General features: G+C 74.5%; 17 protein-coding genes. 9 read left to right on the top strand and 8 right to left on the bottom strand.

The window, feature by feature from the left end:
- Nucleotides 1–16: 16 nt before the first annotated feature.
- Nucleotides 17–1,210: a helix-turn-helix domain-containing protein gene (locus ACFFKU_RS15580; RefSeq protein ID WP_380139278.1), complete on the bottom strand. Its 1,194-nt coding sequence runs from the start codon at nt 1,208–1,210 to the stop codon at nt 17–19.
- Between the two features lie 146 nt (nt 1,211–1,356).
- Here ACFFKU_RS15580 and ACFFKU_RS15585 point away from each other — a divergent pair, with 146 nt between their 5' ends.
- The 3 genes from ACFFKU_RS15585 to idi are packed head-to-tail and all read left to right on the top strand — an operon-like array spanning nt 1,357 to nt 4,935.
- Nucleotides 1,357–3,231, top strand: a complete 1,875-nt coding sequence (locus tag ACFFKU_RS15585) for a flavin-containing monooxygenase (protein ID WP_380139280.1) — start codon at nt 1,357–1,359, stop codon at nt 3,229–3,231.
- 43 nt (nt 3,232–3,274) lie between these two features.
- A complete protein-coding gene (locus ACFFKU_RS15590; RefSeq protein WP_380139282.1) occupies nt 3,275–4,330 on the top strand; it encodes a 2,3-butanediol dehydrogenase in 1,056 nt (351 codons plus the stop codon).
- 47 nt (nt 4,331–4,377) lie between these two features.
- Nucleotides 4,378–4,935: an isopentenyl-diphosphate Delta-isomerase gene (gene idi / locus ACFFKU_RS15595; protein WP_380139284.1), complete on the top strand. Its 558-nt coding sequence runs from the start codon at nt 4,378–4,380 to the stop codon at nt 4,933–4,935.
- Here idi and ACFFKU_RS15600 read toward each other — a convergent pair.
- The 6 genes from ACFFKU_RS15600 to ACFFKU_RS15625 form a co-directional block, all read right to left on the bottom strand.
- Nucleotides 4,892–7,627: an AAA family ATPase gene (locus tag ACFFKU_RS15600; RefSeq protein WP_380139286.1), complete on the bottom strand. Its 2,736-nt coding sequence runs from the start codon at nt 7,625–7,627 to the stop codon at nt 4,892–4,894. The genes idi and ACFFKU_RS15600 overlap by 44 nt on opposite strands.
- Nucleotides 7,624–8,760, bottom strand: coding sequence for a metallophosphoesterase family protein (locus ACFFKU_RS15605; RefSeq protein ID WP_380139388.1), 1,137 nt, complete (start codon nt 8,758–8,760; stop codon nt 7,624–7,626). The genes ACFFKU_RS15600 and ACFFKU_RS15605 overlap by 4 nt, the downstream gene beginning before the upstream one ends.
- A 91-nt stretch (nt 8,761–8,851) precedes the next feature.
- Nucleotides 8,852–10,219: a glycosyltransferase gene (locus ACFFKU_RS15610; RefSeq protein ID WP_380139288.1), complete on the bottom strand. Its 1,368-nt coding sequence runs from the start codon at nt 10,217–10,219 to the stop codon at nt 8,852–8,854.
- A 67-nt stretch (nt 10,220–10,286) separates the two neighbouring features.
- The gene (locus ACFFKU_RS15615; RefSeq protein WP_380139290.1) at nt 10,287–10,889 is read right to left on the bottom strand and encodes a hypothetical protein; all 603 of its coding nucleotides are present in this window, start codon (nt 10,887–10,889) and stop codon (nt 10,287–10,289) included.
- Nucleotides 10,890–10,892: 3 nt separating this feature from the next.
- Nucleotides 10,893–11,168 carry an acyl-CoA carboxylase subunit epsilon gene (locus ACFFKU_RS15620; protein WP_380139292.1) on the bottom strand — a complete coding sequence of 92 codons (276 nt, stop codon included), beginning with the start codon at nt 11,166–11,168 and terminating at the stop codon, nt 10,893–10,895.
- Complete coding sequence (locus ACFFKU_RS15625) at nt 11,165–12,799, bottom strand: acyl-CoA carboxylase subunit beta (RefSeq protein ID WP_380139293.1); 1,635 nt, start codon at nt 12,797–12,799, stop codon at nt 11,165–11,167. The genes ACFFKU_RS15620 and ACFFKU_RS15625 overlap by 4 nt, the downstream gene beginning before the upstream one ends.
- 96 nt (nt 12,800–12,895) lie before the next feature.
- Here ACFFKU_RS15625 and ACFFKU_RS15630 point away from each other — a divergent pair, with 96 nt between their 5' ends.
- From ACFFKU_RS15630 to ACFFKU_RS15650, 5 genes are all read left to right on the top strand, one after another.
- Nucleotides 12,896–14,110 carry an NADP-dependent isocitrate dehydrogenase gene (locus ACFFKU_RS15630; RefSeq protein ID WP_380139295.1) on the top strand — a complete coding sequence of 405 codons (1,215 nt, stop codon included), beginning with the start codon at nt 12,896–12,898 and terminating at the stop codon, nt 14,108–14,110.
- Nucleotides 14,111–14,229: 119 nt separating this feature from the next.
- Nucleotides 14,230–14,955 carry a tyrosine-protein phosphatase gene (locus ACFFKU_RS15635; RefSeq protein ID WP_380139297.1) on the top strand — a complete coding sequence of 242 codons (726 nt, stop codon included), beginning with the start codon at nt 14,230–14,232 and terminating at the stop codon, nt 14,953–14,955.
- Nucleotides 14,952–16,079 carry a magnesium and cobalt transport protein CorA gene (locus tag ACFFKU_RS15640; RefSeq protein ID WP_380139299.1) on the top strand — a complete coding sequence of 376 codons (1,128 nt, stop codon included), beginning with the start codon at nt 14,952–14,954 and terminating at the stop codon, nt 16,077–16,079. Before ACFFKU_RS15635 ends, ACFFKU_RS15640 begins: the two co-directional genes overlap by 4 nt.
- Nucleotides 16,080–16,198: 119 nt before the next feature.
- Nucleotides 16,199–16,906, top strand: coding sequence for a tRNA (guanosine(46)-N7)-methyltransferase TrmB (trmB, locus tag ACFFKU_RS15645; RefSeq protein WP_380139301.1), 708 nt, complete (start codon nt 16,199–16,201; stop codon nt 16,904–16,906).
- A gap of 985 nt (nt 16,907–17,891) precedes the next feature.
- Nucleotides 17,892–18,158 (top strand): HNH endonuclease signature motif containing protein, encoded by a 267-nt coding sequence (locus tag ACFFKU_RS15650; protein ID WP_380139303.1) that lies wholly within the window; start codon nt 17,892–17,894, stop codon nt 18,156–18,158.
- Nucleotides 18,159–18,340: 182 nt separating this feature from the next.
- Here ACFFKU_RS15650 and purU read toward each other — a convergent pair whose 3' ends face one another.
- Nucleotides 18,341–19,198 carry a formyltetrahydrofolate deformylase gene (gene purU, locus ACFFKU_RS15655; RefSeq protein ID WP_380139305.1) on the bottom strand — a complete coding sequence of 286 codons (858 nt, stop codon included), beginning with the start codon at nt 19,196–19,198 and terminating at the stop codon, nt 18,341–18,343.
- 117 nt (nt 19,199–19,315) lie between these two features.
- On the opposite strand from purU, the gene ACFFKU_RS15660 reads away from it, so the two are divergent.
- The gene (locus tag ACFFKU_RS15660; RefSeq protein WP_380139307.1) at nt 19,316–20,368 is read left to right on the top strand and encodes an isochorismate synthase; all 1,053 of its coding nucleotides are present in this window, start codon (nt 19,316–19,318) and stop codon (nt 20,366–20,368) included.
- Nucleotides 20,369–20,531 lie beyond the last annotated feature (163 nt).

Here is a 20,531-nt window from a genome sequence, read left to right on the forward strand (position 1 = left end):
CGGGCGTCGTCGTCGGTCACGCGCCGACGACGACGCGGACCCCGGCCGCCAGCCGGTAGGGCCGGTGCTCCAGCACCGGGCCGAGCACCCGCCGCAGCCGCGACAGCTCGGCGCGCACGGTGACCGTGCGCGCCGGGTCGTCGTACACCCGACGGGCCAGGTCCGCGGCGCTCGACCCACCCGGGTGGGCGGCCAGGTCGAGCAGCAGGTCGCGGTGGCGCGGGGAGACCCGCTGGCTCCAGGAGCTCCCCCCGCCCGTCCAGTCCACCCGGCCGTCCGGGGCCAGGTGGAGCGTCGACGCGCCCTGACGGTCTCCGGGACGGAGCAGCCAGCCCCCGGGGACGGCCTCGACGGTGAGGGTGCCCGCCTCGGCGAGGGCGACGATCCCGCCCGGGCGGGCCTGCCGACCGAGGTCGACGCGTTCGGGCAGCAGCATCCCCACCGCGGCCAGGCGGCAACCGTCGGTCGCCAGCACCGCGCCCGGCCGGTCACCGATGAGGGCGGCCGCCTGCGCCGCGAGCCGGGCGTGCCGTCTCCCGTGCGCATCCACCAGCTCCCGCTCGGCCAGGGCCGCCACGGCCTGCACGAGCGCGATCGTGCTGGCGTGCACGCCCGGAGCGGGTCCGCTCAGGTCCACCACCCCGGCCACCGTGCCGTCCGGGCCGCGGACGGGGGCGGCGGCGCACGTCCACGGCTGGTGGGTCTCGACGTAGTGCTCGGCGGCGAAGACGTGCACCGGTGCCCCCACCACCAGACTGGTCCCGATAGCGTTGGTGCCCACGCTCGCCTCGTCCCAGGCCGAACCCTCGTCGAACCCCAGCGTGTCGGCCCGCCGACGGGCGGCGACGTTCCCCTCGCGCCACAGGACGGTCCCGGCGGCGTCGGCGACGACGAGCACCTGCCCGGCGGCCTCGGCCGCGGGGAGCAGGTGCCGGCGCAGCAGGGGGAGCACCTCGCCCATGGGGGTCTCCTCGCGTCGCCCGCGCAGGTCGGCCCCGTCGAGGACCCGGCCGGGGCCACGACCCGTCGGGTCGAGACCGCCCGCCTGCAACCGCCGCCACGAGGCGCCGATCACCGGGCGCACGACCGCCCGCTCCGGGCCCGAGCCGCTGCCCAGGGCGGCCTCCCGCGCCCGCCGGAGCCGGCGGGCGGCCTCCCGCGGGTCGTCCCCGGGACCGACCGCGCACTCGGCACGTGACAGCGACGTCATGCTCACCTCCGGTGCCACCCTCGCCCGCGCCCGGGCCGGCTGACAACCCCGGTGCAACGCCGGTGCAACCCTCCCGGCCGCGTCAGCGGGCGGGTTGGGTGGGGGGCGTCGCAGAGCCGCGACCGTCCCGTCCCCAGGAGGTCCCCGTGACCGAGACCCTCGACCGTCCCGCCGCCGACCGCGCCCCCGATCCTGCCGCCGACCCGCGCGAGCGGGTGGACCGGTGGCTGTCCGCCTTCCAGGCGGCGCTCGACCGCGGCGACGGGGCCGCGGCCGCCGCCCTGTTCACCGCCGACTCCTCCTGGCGCGACCTGGTGGCCTTCACCTGGAACATCACGACCCTGGAGGGTCGCGACGCGATCGCCGACCTCGTCGGATCCGTGGCGGCCCGGGTGGGGGCGACGGACCTGCGGGTGGACGACGAACCCGGGTGGGGGGTGGCCGCGGCCGGCGACGGCGACGGTGCCGACGCCTGGTTGCGTTTCGAGACCGCCGTCGGCCGGGGGCGCGGCCAGCTCCGGCTGCGCCGGGACCCGGAGACCGGGGAGGACCGCGCCTGGACCGTGCTGACCACCCTGTTCGAACTGACCGGGCACGAGGAGAACCTCGGTCCCCGTCGCCCCCGGGGCGCCGAGCACGGCGCCCGACGGGACCGGACCACGTGGTCGGAACGGCGGGTGGCGTCGGTGGAGTCGTGGGGGGTGGACGCGGAACCGTTCGTCCTGGTGATCGGGGCCGGGCAGGGCGGGCTCGCACTGGGCGCCCGGTTGAAGGCGCTCGGGGTGCCGGCGCTGCTGGTGGAGAAGGGCGTCCGCCCGGGGCAGAGCTGGGCGAACCGGTACAAGTCGCTCTGCCTGCACGACCCGGTGTGGTACGACCACCTGCCCTACCTCGACTTCCCGAAGAACTGGCCGGTCTTCGCCCCCAAGGACAAGATCGCCGACTGGCTGGAGTTCTACGCGAAGGTGATGGAGCTCGACGTCTGGTGCGACACCGCGTGCGAGTCGGCGAGCTTCGACGAGGAGACGAAGGTCTGGACCGTCCGGGTCCGCCGGGGCGGGGAACTCCGCGAGCTGCACCCGACCCATCTCGTCCTGGCCACCGGGATGTCCGGCAAACCCTCCGTCCCCACCATCCCGGGGCAGGACGTCTTCCGGGGCGAGCAGCACCACTCCTCGGCCCACCCCGGACCCGACGGACTCGTCGGCCGTCGCGTGGTGGTCATCGGGGCCAACAACTCCGCCCACGACATCAGCGCGGCGTTGTGGGAGAACGGGGTCGACGTGACGATGGTCCAACGATCGTCGACCCACATCGTCCGCTCGGACTCGTTGATGGAGCTCGCGCTCGGTGGTCTCTACTCGGAGGAGGCCGTGGCCGCCGGGGTGAGCACCACCCAGGCCGACCTGACCTTCGCGTCGATCCCCTACCGGGTCATGCCCGAGTTCCACATCCCGGTCTACGAGGAGATCCGCCGTCGCGACGCGGACTTCTACCGGCGGCTGGAGGAGGCCGGTTTCCTGCTCGACTTCGGTGACGACGGTTCCGGACTGTTCCTGAAGTACCTGCGCCGGGGTTCGGGGTACTACATCGACGTGGGCGCCTCCGAACTCGTCGCCGACGGGTCCATCAAGCTGCGCAGCGGGGTCGACGTGGACCACCTGACCGAGGACGCGGTCGTGCTGAGCGACGGGAGCGTCCTGCCCGCCGACGTCGTCGTCTACGCCACCGGGTTCGGGTCGATGAACGGGTGGGCCGCGGACCTCATCTCGCCCGAGGTCGCCGACCGGGTCGGCAAGGTGTGGGGGTTGGGGTCGGGCACGACCAAGGACCCGGGCCCGTGGGAGGGGGAGGAGCGCAACATGTGGAAACCCACCCGGCAGGAGAACCTCTGGTTCCACGGCGGCAACCTGCACCAGTCGCGGCACTACTCCCTCTACCTGGCCCTGCAGCTGACGGCCCGGTACGCCGGGATCGAGACCCCCGTCCACCGGTTGGCCGAGGTCCACCACACGTCCTGACCGAGGTGACCGTCGGCACCCCGCTCGATGAAGGAGCAGCAGCATGAAGGCGTTGCGTTTCCACGGCCCCGGTGACGTCCGGGTCGACGAGATCGACGAACCCACCGTCCGGCCCGGAACGGTGAAGATCGCGGTGGCCTGGTGCGGCATCTGCGGTACCGACCTGCACGAGTTCCTGGAGGGGCCGATCTTCGTCCCCGCCGACGGGCATCCGCACCCGTTGTCCGGCGAGACCCCTCCCGTGACCCTCGGCCACGAGTTCTCCGGGACGGTCGAGGAGCTGGGGGAGGGGGTCGAGGGTCTGGCCGTCGGCGACGGGGTGGTGGTCGAGCCGTACTTCGTCTGCGACGACTGCGACCCCTGCCGCAGCGGGAACTACAACCTCTGCACCCGGATGGGGTTCATCGGGCTGGCCGGCGGTGGTGGCGGTCTGGGCGAGAAGGTCGTCGTCGACGCCCGGTGGGTCCATCCGGTCGGGGACGTCCCGCTGGACCAGGCCGCCCTGGTGGAACCCCTGGCCGTCGGGCACCACGCGGTCGAACGCAGCGGGGTGCAGGCCGGTCAGACGGCCTTCGTCGGCGGGGCGGGTCCCATCGGGTTGCTGCTCGCCGCCGTGCTCAAGGGGATCGGTGTCCGCACGGTCCTGTCGGAGGTCAGCAGCGCCCGCAAGGAGAAGGCCCGCGAGACCGGGGTCGCGGATCTGGTGCTCGACCCGACGGTCGACGACGTCCCCGCCCGGGTGGCGGAGCTGACCGGGGGCCGGGGCGCCGACGTGGCGTTCGAGTGCGCCGGCGTCGACGCCGTGCTCGACCTCTGCCTGGAGGTGGTGCGACCGGCCGGGGTCGTGGTCAACGTCTCGATCTGGGGGCACCGGCCCGTGGTCGACGTCGCCACGATCGTCCTGAAGGAGATCGACCTGCGCGGCACGATCGCCTACCGGCGCGACCACGCGGCGACGATCGAGCTCGTGGCCTCCGGGCGGGTCGACCCGGCCCCGTTCATCACCGCGCGCATCGCCCTGGAGGAGGTCGTGGAGGAGGGGTTCGACACCCTCGTCCACCGCAAGGACACCGCGGTCAAGATCCTCGTCCACCCGTGAGGTGCGTCGGGCGTGAGGCAGGCCGGTTCCCGACGTAGGGTCACGCCATGTCCGCCCCCGCGCTCCCGACCGCCCTGGCCGAGCCGACCCTGACCCGGGAACTCGTCGTCCTGCTGGCCGAGGACGGGACCCCGTGCGGGACGGCCCTGAAGTCCGAGGTCCACCACACCGACACCCCGCTGCACCTGGCCTTCTCCTGCTGGGTGCTCGACGAGGAGGGGCGCACCCTGCTCACCCGCCGGGCGGACGGGAAGAAGACCTGGCCGGGGATCTGGACTAACTCCTTCTGCGGGCACCCCGGCCCGGGGGAGTCCCCGGCCGAGGCCGTCCTCCGGCGGGCGCACGACGAGCTCGGCGCCGGGGTCGCCGACGTCCGCCCGGCGCTCCCGGACTTCCGCTACCGCGCGGTGATGGCCGACGGGACGGTCGAGAACGAGATCTGCCCCGTGTTCACCGCGCGCCTCACCGGCCCGGTCGATCCCTCGCCGGCGGAGGTGGGGGCCCACCGCTGGGTCCCGATGGCCGAGCTGCGGGCGGCGGTCGCCGCCGACCCCGGCCCGTTCAGCCCGTGGCTGCTGGAGCAGCTGCCGCAGCTGCGCTTCTGACGCCGGGGCCGTCCTCGGGGTCGGCGGTCAGCCGCATCACGGCGGCCCCGGGTACCGCCTCCCCGAGCGCCGGTCCCGGGCTGAGCACCAGGACCTGGGCCGTCGGGCCGACCTGGGCCAGCACCCGGCCCAGGCGGCGCACCCGTTCCGGGTCGCTGTGGCCCAGGGCGTCGTCGAGCACGACGGGGACGCCGTCGGAGGGGTCCACGATCGCGGCGCACGCCAACCGGGTCAGGACCGCGAGCTGCTCCCGGGCCCCGGTGGACAGGTCGGCCCAGGGCACGACCCGGCCGTGCAGCGTGCGGGTCAGGATGCGCAGGTCCTCGTCGAGGTCGACGTCGAACCCCTCCCCGAAGACCTGGGTGCCCAGGGCGACCAGCCGCCGGCCGAAGGGCGTCACGTAGCGCTGCCGGGCCGCCTGACGGTGACGGTGCAGCGTGTCGTGCAGCAGGCGGGCGGCCTCGGCCCGGCGGGTGAGCGAGGCCAGCTCGTGCTCGGCCCGCGACAGCGCCGTCCGGGCCTCGTCGTCGTCGGCCTGCAGCTCCTTGTCGCCGACGTAGGCCAGGTGGGCGCGCAGCGCCTGCCGCTCGTCCGAGAGCCCCCGCAGCTGGTGGGCGGCCCGCTCGTGCCGCGTCCGGACCGCCTCGGCCCGGGCGGTGAGACCGGCGGGGTCGAGGGCGGCCAGTGCGCCGGCGGCCCGTTCGGCCACGATGCGCGCGGCGGCGAGGTCGCCGGCCGTGGCCTCCGCCGTCCGAGCGAGGTCGTCGTCGGCCGCGCCCGCGCGAGCGTCCGCGAGACAGGCCCGGGCCCGCTCGACCTCCCGCCCCTCCGCCTCGACCCCGGCCCGCACCCCGGCCAGCTCCGTGCGGAGCCGGTCGAGGTCGCGCCGCCGCTCGGCCACGGCCTCCTCGGCCGCCCGCTGCGCCGTGCGGGCGACGATGTCCTGGGCCAGGGCGTCCGCCTCGGTGGCCCGCGCCGCGGCGAGCCGGGCCTCGGGCCCGTCGCCGTCGCCGGCGGGGGACGCCACCTCGTCGGGGCCGGCCGCCGGCAGGGCGTCGAGCGTGCTGCGGGCCCGTTCGACGCGGGCCCCGGCCTCGGCCAAGGTCGTCCGCCGCGTCAACCCGTCCAGGTGGGTCAGCGCGGCCCGCAGAGCGGCCGTCGCCTCCTGGTGCCGTTCGTGCGCGGCCCGGGCCTGCGCGAGGTCGGCCACCCCGGCCGCGGCGAAGGCCGCGGCGCGCTCGGCGCGGGCCCGGCCGGCCGCCTCGTCGAGCTCGCGGGCGTCGGCCCCGGCCAGCACCCGGACGGTCGCGAAGCCGGCGACGTCGACCGTCAGCTCGCCGACCGCCGCCCGCTGCGCGGTGCTCCCGGCCGCGACGACGGTGGCCCCGCACTTGTCGAGCACGTCCACGCCCACGGCCACGGCGTGCACCTCCACCGTTGCGGCCGCCGCGAGGCAGCGGGCCTCGGCCACCACCGCCGCGGCGTCCAGCTCCTGCAGCCGACGCAGCACCGGGCCGGTCACGGTCGCGGCCGCCAACGCCGGTCGGGCCGCCTCGGCCGCGGTCACCGCGTCGAGGAGGTCCTGGTGAGCGGCGAGCGCCTCGTCCAGCTCGGCCCGGGCCTGTCGACGCTGGAGCTCGGCGCGGGCGGCGGTGACCTCGAGGTGGGCGCGTTCGGCCACCGCCCGGGCGGTCTCGGCCCCGGCCTCGGCCTCGGCCTCGTCCTGCACCGCCCGGTCGACCAGCGGTTGCCGGGCCAGCGCCTCCGCCGTCAGGGTCGCCAGCCGCTCCTCGCGGGCGGCGAGGGCGGCGACCGCGGCCCGCCGCGCGAGCAGGGCCTCGGCCGCGTTCGTCGCGGCCCCCTCGAGCAGCTGGGCGCGCTCCGCGGTGCGCCCGGCTTCCGCCCGCACCCCGTCCAGGGCGCTCACGCGGGCGGCGAGCTCGTCCGCCTCCCGCGCCGCCTCCGCCACGGTGGCGGCGAGCTGCTCGACCTCGACCCCGAGCCTGGCGGAGCGGTCGACGTCCTCGGCCAGCGCGGCCAGCGCGGCCGCGGTCCGGGCGGCCCGGGCGCGGGCGGCGACGGCGTCCTGCTCGGCGGCCCGGAGCCGACCGGTGGGCTTGTTCCCCTTCGGGGTCCAGAACTCCGCCGCCCGTTGCGCGGCGGCGTCCAGCAGCGTCGTCGCCCCGTCGGGCGACTCGGTCGTCTCCGCCGACCCGGCGGCGGTGTCCAGGGCGGCCGCCAACGCGCTCGACCCGGCCAGGGAGGTGTCGGGGGCGCTGCCCTGCAGGACCCGAAGGGCGTTCCACAGCCCGGTGTCGAGGGTCTCGTCGAGGATCTGCCGCACCCGCTCGTGGGCCGCGTCGCCGGTGAGCTGCTCGTCGCGGGGGGTGAGGACCCGCAGCTCGGCCGTCGGTCGGTTCAACCAGCGCTTGCTCAGGACGAAGCGGTAGGGGCCGCTGGACAGGTCGATCTCGACCATGGGGGCGCTGTCCCGGTGCACCGGGCGCACCGCGGTCACGCCCGCCTTGCGGGCGGTGTGCTTCTCGGTGAGCACGAGGTCGATCGCCTCGACGAGGGAACTCTTCCCCGTCTCGTTCGGGCCCTCCAGGACGATGACGCCGTGGTCGGGGAACGTCACCTCGCGCTCCCGGGTGCCCCGGAAGTTCTCGACCCGGACGCGGTGCAGCCTCACGCGGGCCGCCCTCCACCGGCGAGGCGGAACAGCAGCGACAGGGCGTCGCGGGCGGCCCGGGCCCGGGGACCCTCGCCACCGGCCAGCGCGCCGAGCTCGGCGATCGCCGGATCGGCGAATCCCCCGATCCCGAGGTCGGCCACCTCCCCGGGCTCCGGACGTACGACGAGGTCGGAGTGCCGGTCCCAGACGCGCAGCCCGGCGAGCAGATGACCCGCCCGGTCGAGCTCGTCCTCCAGGAAGGCGTTGTCGCCCAACGACAGCGAACCGGTCAGCTGCAGCGTCACGACCGTCCGGTCCGGCCGCGGCAACCGCGCCAGCCGCGCCAGCAGGGACTCCACGTCGGCCCGGTCCTCCAGGTCGGCGGCCAGGAGCGGGAAGGACCAGGTGCCGACCCGGACCTCCTCGACCTTGGGGGGCACCCCGTCGCTCACCTCCACGACAAGGACGTTGCCGGGGGCGGTCTCGCGCCGGTCGGTGACCTCCGGGGTGCCGGAGTACCAGACCGCGCCGGACGTGCCGACCTGCGTGGTCGAGTGCCGGTCCCCGAGGGCCACGTAGTGCAGCGTCCCCGCCGCGATCGCGGCCTCCAGCGGGGCCAGCGCGATCCGGGCCGGGTCCTCGCGGTCGGGGGAGAGCTCGTCGACCGCCCCGTGGCCGACCACGATGCGGACCGTTCCCGGAGCCGGGTCACCCGCCGCGGCGAGCGCTCCGGCGACCAGATCGCCCTCCGGGTGCTTCGACGTCCAGGGCGCGGCCACGATCTCGACCCCCGGCCGCACCTCGTGGACGCCGGCCCGGTCGAGCACGTGCACGTTCGCGGCGTCGCGGACGGCCGCGGAGGTCAGCGGGGAGGCCGCGTCGAGGGGGTCGTGGTTGCCGGGCAGGAGGAACACGGGGACGCCGCCCTCGGCCATCACCTGCAGGGCGCGACCCAGGACCCGGGGGCCGACCGCGTTGGACTCGAGCACGTCACCGCAGACCACCACGAACTCCGCCCCGGCCTCCCGGGCGACGGCGAGGGCGCGGGCCAGGGCCTCCGTGCGGGCGGCGGTGAACCGGGGTTGGGCGTCGGCGTCCAGGAAGTGCCGCGTCATCCCGAGCTGCAGGTCGGCGGCGTGCACGAAGCGCACCTCGGCCGGCTGGGGAGGACCCGGGACCCGGGTGGTCGATGCCATGGGACGACCGTAGGCGAGGCCTCCGACACGACCGGTCCGCGACGCGCTAGGGGATGGACCGACCGACGACCCCCTGCCCCACGAGCCGCGCCGCCGCGGGGCGGTCCTGCCGGGGCAGCCGCAGGACGCGGGCCGCGCCCGGAGCCCGGTCGGCCCGGCGGTGGCGCCGGTAGAGCTCCTCGAAGCGCGCCACGGTCTCGGCGACGTCGTGCTCGGCGGCGAGCTCGACGCTGCGCCGACCCATCCGGGCCCGGAGGGGGGCGTCGTCGAGCACCGTGGCGGCCCGGGCCGCCAGCGCCGCGGGATCACCCGGGGGGAACAGGTAGCCGTTCTCGCCGTCGCGGACCAGGTGCGGCAGGGCCCCGGCGCGCACCCCGAGGACGGGACGGCCGCAGGCCATGGCCTCGAGCACCACCAGGCTCTGCAGCTCCGCGGTCCCGGCGTTCACGAAGACGTCGCAGGCCCGGTAGGCGTCGGGCAGGTCGTCCTCGGCGACGAAGCCGGTGAACGTGATCGCACCGGCCACGCCCAGGTCGGCGGCCAGCCGGCCCAGTTCCGGGCGCAGCGCCCCGTCCCCGACCAGCAGCAGGTGCGCGTCCAGGGCGGGGCGGCGACGGTGCAGCTCGGCCAGGGCGCGCACGACGTCGGCGACGTTCTTCTCGGGCGCCAGCCGGCCCACGAAGCCGAGGACCGGCCCCGGCCCGATGCCGAACCGACGCCGGAACGCCGCCCCGCGCCGCCCGGTGGGGTCGGGGGCGAAGCGGTCGAGGTCCAGCCCGCACGAGACGGGCAGGACCGGACCGGGCACACCGGCCCGGCCGGTCAGCTCGGCGGCGAAGGGGGTGGGCGCCGTGACGACGGCGGCCCGGCGCAGGACGGCCGCGGCGTCGGACCAGGCCCAGTCGTGCAGCCGGGCCTGCACCCGGCGTCCCAGCGGGACGTGGTGGGTGAGGTTCTCGGGCATGAAGTGGTTGGTGGCCACGACGGGGACGCCGAGCTGGTCGGCCGCCCGGACGAGGGCCCGGCCGAGCAGGAAGTGGCTCTGCACGTGCACGACGTCGGGGGCCACCGCGCGCAGGACGTCGCGGCAGCGGGCGGTGAGCCCCGCCGGCGGGCACACGCGCAACCCGGTCCCGCCGGCCAGGACCGGGACCGCGCGGATCCGGTGCTCCACGACCCCTCCCACCTGCTGCGTCGAGTTCCGCAACGTCCGGGCGGGGACGACGACGTGCACGTCGTGCCGGGCCGCGAGCTCGTCGGCCAGGCGCTGGGTGAAGCGCGAGGCGCCGTTCACGTCGGGGGAGTAGGTGTCCGCCCCGATCAGGACGCGGAGGGTTCGCGGCGGGCACGGTGGCGGGGTCACGGGTTCCGGGCGCCGGGGGGACGGACGCACGTCGTCGTGGAGCGCGGTCATGCGCATCACCGAAGCAGAGGGCGAGCCGGTGACGACCGGGTCGCGGCGACCCGGCCGAGAAGTTGGGTCAGAGTTCCCGGCCGGTTACCGACCCGTTCCGCCGACGGCGCAGGACCCGCTGGACGAGGGCCTTGACGCCGAGGGCCAGCAGGCCGATGCCGAGCCCCACGAGGGCCATCAGCCACGGTTGGCGGAGCAGGTCCTCCACCCGGGACGACAGGCTGGAACCCAGGGCCAGGCCGAGGGCGAGCAGGATGCTGACCCGCAGCGCCGTCAACGGGACCGACCAGCGCAGCAGCCGGGGCAGACCCACACCGGCCCACCCGATCGCCAGGAAGGCCGGGACGGCGCCGACGTCGACGAGCTTGGCCCAGGCGACGACCCGTCCCGGACGTTCGGACACGTTGCGGGACAGGCGATCTCGTCGTTCGGGGGTGAAACCGAGGAGTTGGGCCAGGCGGGCGGGGGTTCCCGACTCGCCGTAGACCCGGGCGTAGCGGCCGATGACCACGAGCGCGGTGTCGAGGACGAGGTCGACCACGAGGGCGAGCACCCACACCGCGACGAGGTTCGCGTGACCGGACCCGACGAGGGTGCCCCCCACGAAGGTGGCGACCGGCCCCTCGACCACGAGCCCGGCGGTCAGGGCGAGGTACCCCCAGCCGTCCATCCGTCAGCGAGGCAGGCTGCTGGACCGCCAGCCGTCGGGCCCCTGGGCCGGACCGACCCGCAGCCGACGCGCCGGGTCGGACCAGAGGGAGGCCGGCTCCGGCGGCGGCGGCACCGCGGGCACCGCGCTGCGCAACCGGTGCAGCACCACGGTCAGGGCCGCGAGCTCCTCCGGCGCGGGCGTCCCGCGCTCGATCCGCAGCGCGGCGAGCAGTTCCGCGGCGGACGCGGCGTCGACGGCGTCCGCGTCCCCCGCGACGGGGTCGGGAGCCGGGCTCACAGCGGGATGTTCCCGTGCTTCTTGGGCGGCAGCGAGGCGCGCTTGGTGGCCAGCGCCCGCAACGCCTTGGTGATCACCGTGCGGGTCTCCGAGGGGGCGATGACGGAGTCGACGAAGCCGCGCTCGGCCGCGACCCAGGGGTTGGCCAGCTCGTCCTCGTACTCGGTGACCAGGTCGGCCCGGACCTGCTCCAGGTCGCGTCCCTCGTCGGCCGCCGTCTTCAGCGTGCCGCGGTGCAGGATGTTGACCGCCCCCTGGGCCCCCATGACCGCGATCTGCGCGCTCGGCCAGGCCAGGCAGAGGTCGGCGCCCATCTCCTTGGAACCCATGACGATGTAGGCGCCGCCGTAGGCCTTGCGGGTGATCAGGGTGATGAGCGGGACGGTGGCCTCCGCGTAGGCGAAGAGCAGCTTGGCCCCGCGGCGGATGATGCCGTTCCACTCCTGGTCGGTCCCCGGCAGGAAGCCCGGGACGTCCACGAACGTCAGCACCGGCAGCCCGAACGCGTCGCACATCCGGACGAACCGGGCCGCCTTCTCGGAGGCGTCGATGTCGAGCGTCCCGGCCAGGTGCGCCGGCTGGTTGGCGACGACGCCCACGGGTCGACCCTCGACCCGGCCGAACCCGCAGAGCACGTTGGGGGCGAAGGACTCGTGGACCTGCAGGAACTCCGCGTCGTCGAGCACGGTCGTGACGACGGTGGCCATGTCGTAGGGCTGGTTGGCCGCGTCGGGGACGATCGTGTCCAGCGCCAGGTCGTCCTCGTCCGGCTCCGGGCCGCGGACGTGCTCGGCGGGCAGCAGCGGGGCCTCGGACAGGTTGTTGGAGGGGAGGAACGAGAGCAGGTCCCGCACGTAGTGGATGGCCTCGTCCTCGTCGGGGGCCAGGTGGTGGGCCACGCCGGAGCGCGTGGTGTGGGTGCGGCCCCCGCCGAGCTCCTCGAAGCCGACGTCCTCCCCGGTGACCGTCCGGATGACGTCCGGGCCGGTCACGAACATGTGCGAGGACTCGTCGGTCATGACGACGACGTCGGTGAGCGCGGGCGAGTACACCGCACCGCCGGCGCACGGACCGAGGATGAGCGAGACCTGGGGGACGACGCCGGAGGCGGCCACGTTGCGCCGGAAGATGCGGGCGTACTGGACCAGCGAGGCGACCCCCTCCTGGATCCGGGCCCCGCCGCCGTCGTTGATCCCGACGACCGGACAGCCGGTGGTCGCCGCGAAGTCCTGCAGCTTGGCGATCTTGGCGCCGTGCACCTCGCCGAGGGAGCCCCCGAAGGCGGTGAAGTCCTGGGCGTAGACGGCCACCGGACGGCCGTCGACCGTCCCGAAACCGGTGACGACCCCGTCGCCGTCGACGTGCTTGGTCGCCATCCCGAAGGCGGTGGCGGTGGAGCGGGCGTAGGTGTCCAGCTCGGTGAAGGAGTCCGGGTCCAGCAGCGCGTCGATGCGCTCCCGGGCCGTCTTCTTGCCCCGCGGGTGCTGCTTGGCGGCGGCGCGGGCGTCGGCCCCCGGGCCCGCGGCCTCGGCGCGGGCGCGCAGGGCGACGAGCTTGCCCGCCGTCGAACGCGGGTCCGGCCCCACGGGCTCGGCGACGGACGGGTCTGCGGACGCCTGGGGACCACTCACGGTGGGAGAGCTTAGGGCCGCGCGACCATGCCCCGGGCCACGCCCGGTACCTTGACGGGCGACGTACCGCAGCAGACGCAGATGAAGGAGACGCGCGTGGCGAAGATCAAGGTGCAGGGCCCGGTCGTCGAGCTCGACGGGGACGAGATGACCCGGATCATCTGGCAGTTCATCAAGGACCGCCTGATCCACCCGTACCTCGACGTCGACCTCGAGTACTACGACCTCGGGGTCGAGCACCGTGACGCGACCGACGACCAGGTGACCATCGACGCCGCGCACGCCATCCAGAAGGCCGGCGTCGGCGTGAAGTGCGCCACCATCACCCCCGACGAGGCCCGCGTCGAGGAGTTCGGCCTCAAGAAGATGTGGCGCTCCCCGAACGGGACGATCCGCAACATCCTCGGCGGCGTCATCTTCCGCGAGCCGATCATCATCTCCAACGTGCCCCGGCTCGTGCCCGGCTGGACCAAGCCGATCATCGTCGGCCGCCACGCCTACGGCGACCAGTACCGCGCGACCGACTTCAAGTTCCCCGGCGAGGGCACCCTGACGGTGACCTTCACCCCGAAGGACGGTTCGCAGCCCATCGAGCACGAGGTCTTCCAGGCGCCCGGCGCCGGGGTGTCGCTGTCGATGTACAACCTCGACAGCTCCATCTACGACTTCGCCCGCGCCTCGCTGAACTACGGCCTGGCCCGGAACTACCCGGTCTACCTGTCCACGAAGAACACGATCCTCAAGGCCTACGACGGCCGGTTCAAGGACATCTTCGAGGAGGTCTACGAGACCGAGTTCAAGGAGAAGTTCGCCGCGGCGGGCATCACCTACGAGCACCGTCTCATCGACGACATGGTCGCCTCCGCCCTGAAGTGGGAGGGCGGGTACGTCTGGGCCTGCAAGAACTACGACGGCGACGTCCAGTCCGACACCGTCGCGCAGGGCTTCGGCTCGCTCGGCCTGATGACCTCGGTGCTGGCCACCCCGGACGGCTCCGTCGTCGAGGCGGAGGCCGCGCACGGCACCGTGACCCGGCACTACCGCCAGCACCAGCAGGGCAAGCCCACGTCCACCAACCCGATCGCCTCGATCTACGCGTGGACCCGCGGCCTGCAGCACCGCGGCAAGCTGGACTCCACCCCCGAGGTCAGCGGTTTCGCCGAGACCCTCGAGGACGTCGTCATCAAGACCGTCGAGAGCGGCAAGATGACCAAGGACCTCGCGCTGCTCGTCGGCGGGGACCAGGGTTTCCAGACCACCGAGGAGTTCCTGGCCACCCTCGACGAGAACCTCGCCGCGCGCCTGGCCTGAGTCCCGTCCGTTCCGGGGCCCGTCCCCGGAGCAGGATGGTCCGCAGCACCCCGGTGCCCGGACGTCGCCGCCACCCCGGTCGCGACGTCCGGGCATCGTCCTTTCGCACCGGAGGTCCGATGAGCGTTCCCGACGAACCGCTCGACCGCCTCGCCAACCTGCGCGACGTGAGCGACGCCGCCCCCCAGGTCGTGCCCGGGGTGCTATGGCGGTCCTCGCAGCCGTTGGCCGGCGACGGGCCGCCGGAGAACTTCCCGGCCTGGCCGCCGCGCACGGTCGTCGACCTGCGCTCGGCCGCCGAGGTGGGGGACACCCCCCACCCGTTGCTGGGGGAGGGGACGACGGTCCAGCAGGTGCACCTGCTCGACGCCGCGGGCGACCCCGAGGCCCTGGCCGACCGGCGTCGGAGCCTGGCCGAGGTCTACCTCTCGATGCTTGAACCGGGCACCGGACTCGTCCGCGCGGTGGAACTGGTCGCGGACGCCCCGGGCCCGGTCCTCGTGCACTGCGCCGCCGGCAAGGACCGCACCGGGATCGTCGTGGCCCTGGCCCTGCGGCTCGCCGGGGTTGCCCCGGCCAGCGTGCTCGCCGACTTCGCCCTCACCACCCAGGCCATGCCCGCCGTCATGCGTCGGCTGCTGGCCTCGATGCCGGGCCTCGCCGACGTGGACGTGTCGACGGTCCCGGCCGAGTTCTTCACCGCCCCCGCCGAGGCGCTGCAGGCCGTGCTCGACGTCTGGGACGCCGCCCCGGGCGGGGTCGAGGGCTGGGCCCGCGCCCACGGGGGGAGTCCGGACCTCGCCGGGCGACTCACCCGTCGCCTCGCGCCGGAGGGTGCGGCGTGAACCGTCGGCGCCTGCTGCCGTCGCTGGGTCGGGCCGGGATGCGCCCGGCCGAGCGCAACCTCGCCCAGGACGGTCAGATCCCGCCCGTGCCGCCGGGGCGGGGGAGCAGTCTCGTCGACGCGGGCGTGTACGAGCGGGGTCGTCGCGTCTCGACGCCCGGGTCGCTGCCGGAGACGTTCCGGCAGCTGCGCGAACGCGAGGGGCGGGTGGCCTGGATCGGGCTGTACCGCCCCGCGGAGGAGGAGCTCGACGAACTGGCCCGCGAGTTCGACCTGCACGAGCTCGCCGTCGAGGACGCCGTGCACGCCCACCAGCGGCCCAAGCTGGAACGCTACGGCGACACCCTCTTCGTCGTCCTGCGCGCCGCCCGCTACGTCGACGAGCGCGAGGAGGTCGAGTTCGGCGAGCTGCACCTGTTCATCGGCTCCGACTTCGTCATCACCGTCCGCCACGCCGAGTCCCCCGACCTGTCCGTGGTGCGTCGACGCATGGAGGACGACCCGGAACTCCTGGCCCTGGGGACCGAGGCGGTCCTCTACGCCGTGCTGGACGAGGTCGTCGACGGCTACGCCCCGGTCCTGCGCGGCCTGGAGAACGACATCGACGAGATCGAGGACCAGGTCTTCGACGGCGATCCGGCGGTGTCCCGCCGCATCTACGAGCTGTCCCGCGAGGTCCAGGACTTCCAGCGTGCCGTCGTCCCGCTGGCGGGGATGCTCGGTCGGCTGACCGCCGGTTTCGACAAGTACCGCGTCGACCTGGAGCTGCAGCGACGCCTGCGCGACGTCGCCGACCACGTCACCAGCGTCGCCGAGCGCATCGACAACTACCGCATCCAGCTGCGCGAGATCCTCACCGTCAACGCGACGCTCGTCGGGCAGCGCCAGAACGAGGAGATGCGCTCGCTCACCGAGGCGAGCTACGCCCAGAGCGAGGAGGTCAAGAAGATCTCGTCCTGGGCCGCCATCCTCTTCGCCCCCAGCCTCATCGGCGGTATCTACGGCATGAACTTCGCGAACATGCCGGGCACCGACCACGTCTGGGGTTTCTGGTTGGCGATGGGGCTGATGATCGGCCTGAGCATCGGGTTGTACGCCGCGTTCAAGCGGCGGGGCTGGTTGTAGGGACCTCGAGGCGATCACCCGGTGGTGAGGGGGTCGGTGGGCCGGACTCTCCGTCCGGTCGTGCCGTCCGCTTCCACCGATCGGGTCGAGCGCGGCGTTCCGTGCCGGAGAATGGTGGGGTGACCCAGGATCCCGTCGAGACCACCCGTCCGGAACCGCTGCGCTCGTACAAGCTGCGCACCGCCGGTCGGATGGGGCCCGCCCGGCGCGGAGCGATGGAGAACCTGCTCGACCGCTTCACGGTGCCCGACGGCGAGGGGGTGCTCGACCTGCGCACCCTCTTCGGCCGCACGATCCCGGTGGTGCTGGAGATCGGGTTCGGGATGGGCACGAGCACCCTGGAGATGGCGGAGGCCGATCCGGCCACCGGTGTCCTGGCCGCCGACGTCCACACGCCCGGGGTCGCGGCCCTGCTGCTGGGGGTGGACCGGGCCGGGATCGACAGCGTCCGGGTGCTGCACGGCGACGGGCGGGAACTCCTGCAGCACCGCATCGCGCCGGGCTCGTTGGCGGGGGTCCGGGTGTTCTTCCCCGACCCGTGGCCGAAACCGCGCCACCACAAGCGTCGGCTGGTCGACGCCGCCTTCGTCGGCCTCGTCGCCGACCGGTTGGCTCCCGGCGGGACGCTGCACTGCGCCACCGACTGGGAGCCCTACGCGCGGCAGATGGCCGAGGTGATGGCCGCCGAGCCGCGGTTGGCGCTCGAGGGGGACGGCCCGCACCCCCGCCCGGACTGGCGGCCGCTGACGCCCTACGAGAACCGGGGACTGGCCCGCGGGCACGTCGTGACCGACCTGCTGGCCCGGCGGGTGGATCCCTCCGCCTGAGTCGGTCCCGAGGGGCCTGTGGACGGCGCCGGTTTCATGTCCGAGGCGGGTGAGACCATCCCGCGGGGAGGTTCCTTCAGTCGCGAGAACCGTTGCTGCGCAACGGAAGAACTACGCTCCGGTGATTCCCGCAAGGCTGCCCGACGGCTACGATCTTGGGTATGGACACGGGTACGGGCACCGCCCCCGACGCTCCCCAGCCCACGCTGGGCGACGCGCTGCGGGCCCTGGCCGACACCCTCGACACCACCCAACCGTGGCAGCTGGACGACACCGCGACACTCGCCCACCACCACACCCTGCGCGCGCTCATCGCCCGCCTGGAACACCACGACACCCTCCTCGTCGCCCACATCGAGGACACCGGCGCCGCGCGGCGTCTCGGGCACCGCGACACCCGCACCTGGCTCACCACCACCGGCATGACCCCGGGCGAGGCCAAAGCCAGCGTCACCGTGGCCGAGGCCCTCGCCGCCGGAGAGCTCTCCGCCCTCGCGACCGCCTGGGCCGCCGGTCGCGTCCACGCCGGCCACGCCGGCATCGTCCACCGCTGCCTGCGAGACCTCCTTACCTACGGCTGCGACGACGGCACTCTGGCTCGGGCCGAGGACGTCCTCACCGACCAGGCCCACCACCTCGACCCCCACGCCCTGGCCCGCGTCGCCACTCGGCTGCGCCTCACCCTCACCCCCACCGACACCCGCCGCGCCGAGGACCCGAACACCCGGACCCTCACCCTCGCCCAGACCACCGGCGGGGTCGCCGTCCTCAACGGTGAACTCGACACCGAAGGCGCGGCGATCCTGACCACCGCCCTCAACGCCTTCACCCTCGCCGACAACCCTGAGGACCCCGACGGGCGCCTGAGTCCGGCGCAGCGGCGGGGTCAGGCCCTCATCCGCATGGCCCAGACCGCGATGGGCGCCACCACCACCCAAGGCTCACCGGACAACGCCGGGCCCTGCGCCTGCGTGACGGGGGCTGCGTGTTCCCCGGCTGCGACCGGCCCCCCGCCCACACCGAAGCCCACCACCTCATCCCCTGGGCCGAGGGCGGAGCCACCGACCTGGGCAACCTCGTCCTGCTCTGCTCCCGCCACCACCACGACATCCACGCCCGCGGCTGGCAGATCGGCCTCGATGAGCACCAGATCGCCTACCTCACCCCACCCACCCGCATCGACCCCCGGCAGAGACCCCGCTATCACCACCGCTTCCACAACCGGCGCCGACGACGACCGGAGGCGGCATGACCGCCGAGCCCGGGTGCTGGACCCTGCCCTCGGCTCGGTGCGAGGGCGCACGAAGTGGTGCCCCGACGCGGGAGCTGCCCGACCGGCAGGTCGCGAACGCGCGAGCGGCCGAGTGTTCTCCGCGCGTGGGCGTCAGGAAACGCGAAGCCCTGAGCCGCGCGGAACGACTCAGGGCCGCGCGATCAGCGGAAGACGACGGTGCGGTTGCCGTCCAGCAGCACCCGGTGCTCGGCGTGCCAGCGGACGGCCCGGGCCAGGGTGCGGGCCTCGACGTCCTGGCCGATCCGGACCAGCTCGGCCGGGGGGAGGCGGTGGTCGACGCGCTCGATCTCCTGCTCGATGATCGGGCCCTCGTCGAGGTCGGCGGTCACGTAGTGCGCGGTCGCGCCGATGATCTTGACACCCCGGGCGTGGGCCTGGTGGTAGGGGCGCGCGCCCTTGAAGCTCGGCAGGAACGAGTGGTGGATGTTGATGGCGCGGCCGCTGAGGTCGCGGCAGAGCTGGTCGGAGAGCACCTGCATGTACCGGGCCAGCACCACGAGCTCCGCGCCGGTCGCGTCGACCAGCTCGCGGACGCGGTCCTCGGCCGCAGCCTTCGACGCCGGGTCTCCCTGCGCCACCGGGACGTGGTGGAAGTCGAGGCCGTAGAACCCGACCAGGTCGGCGAGGTCCGGGTGGTTGGAGACGACGCCGACGATCTCGACGGGCAGGTTCTGCGAGCGGTGCCGGAAGAGCAGGTCGTTGAGGCAGTGCGCCTGCTTGGAGCACATCACCAGGATCTTCATGGGCACGTCGGCCGCGCTCAGCGACCACTCCAGCCCGAACCGCTGGGCGACCACGGACAGGTTGGCCCGCAGGGCCTCCTCGGTGGCGGTCGCGTCGAAGGCCACCCGCATGGAGAAGAGGTTGGTGTCGGGGTCCCCGAACTGCTGGGAATCGGTGATGTTGGCGTCCAGGGCGACGAGCGCGCCGGTGACGGCGTGGACGATGCCGGGACGGTCGGGGCAGGAGAGGGTCAGGACCCGCGGGCGCGTGCTCACGATCGACCAATCTATGGTGTCGACGTGGTCGAGGAGCCGTCGCGCACTGAATCCGGTCCCGTGCCCGCCCGTCCGCCGGCCCCGTCGCTCTTCTCGAGCCGGAAATCCTCCCTCGTGGTGTCCGGGCCCCGACCCCTGGTGCCCGGGGGCAGCGGTCTGGCGCAGCTGCGGGCGACCCCCGCGCTGCTGGCCGACGCGGGGGACGACACGGTCGTCTGCGGGGCCGTCCCCTTCGACGTCGCCGAGCCCGGGGCGCTGCGGGTCGGGACCGCGGAGTTCCGCAACGTCGGGGCGATCCCGGTCGCCCGCGCCCGCACCGCACCGCTGCTGGCCGGGAGCCGTCCGGTGCCGGAGCCGGCCCGCTACCGCGCCGCGGTGGCCGAGGCGCTGCGGCGCATCGAGACCGGCGCCCTCGCCAAGGTCGTGCTGGCGCGTTCCCTCGAGCTCACTGCGCTCAGCCCGTGGTCGGTGCCGCAGCTCGCGGGCGAGCTCTCGGCGCGCAACCCGATGGCGACGACCGTGGCGGTCCCGGTCGACGACCCGGTCGACCCGGCGGCCCGGTGGCTCGTCGGGGCCAGCCCCGAGCTCCTGCTCCGCCGGCGGGGCCCGAGCGTCTCGCTGCGCCCGCTGGCCGGGTCGATCCCACGCTCGGCCGACCCGGCCGAGGACGCCCGGCGGGGTGAGCAGCTGCTGGGCTCGGACAAGGACCGGCGGGAGCACGCCGTCGTCGTCGAGGCGATCCTGGAGGCGCTGCGGCCCTTCTGCCGCCAGATCAACGCGCCCGAGCCCGAACTGCACGCCACCCCGGCCCTGTGGCACCTGGCCACCCCCGTCACCGGGTTGCTGATCGACCGCGAGGTCACCTCGACGCACCTCGTCGCCGCGCTGCACCCGACCCCGGCCGTCGGCGGGACGCCCCGGTCGGAGGCGCTGTCGGTGATCCGCGAGATCGAGGGTCTGGACCGGGGGTGCTACGCCGGGGCCGTCGGCTGGCAGGACGGCGACGGCGACGGCGAGTGGGTCGTGGCGGTCCGCTGCGGCGAGGTGTCCGGCCGGCGCCTGCGGATCTTCGCCGGGGCCGGGATCGTGGCGGGTTCCGACCCGGCCGCCGAACTGGCCGAGACCGGCGTCAAGATGAGAACCATGCTCGACGCCCTGTCGTCCCGCTGACCCCGCCCGTTGCTCCGGATCTGACATATCAGTCGTCGGATAAAGGTCGACAATTGATCGTCGCGAGGGGTTACCACCGGCCCGGCGATGCTCTAGCCTGAAGTCGCCGCGACTGGCGAGGGTGGTCACCACCAGGGAGCGGCCATCGGTGCCCGTGCGAACG

The organism is Kineococcus gynurae (genome assembly GCF_042433995.1).
Taxonomy (GTDB): domain Bacteria; phylum Actinomycetota; class Actinomycetes; order Actinomycetales; family Kineococcaceae; genus Kineococcus; species Kineococcus gynurae.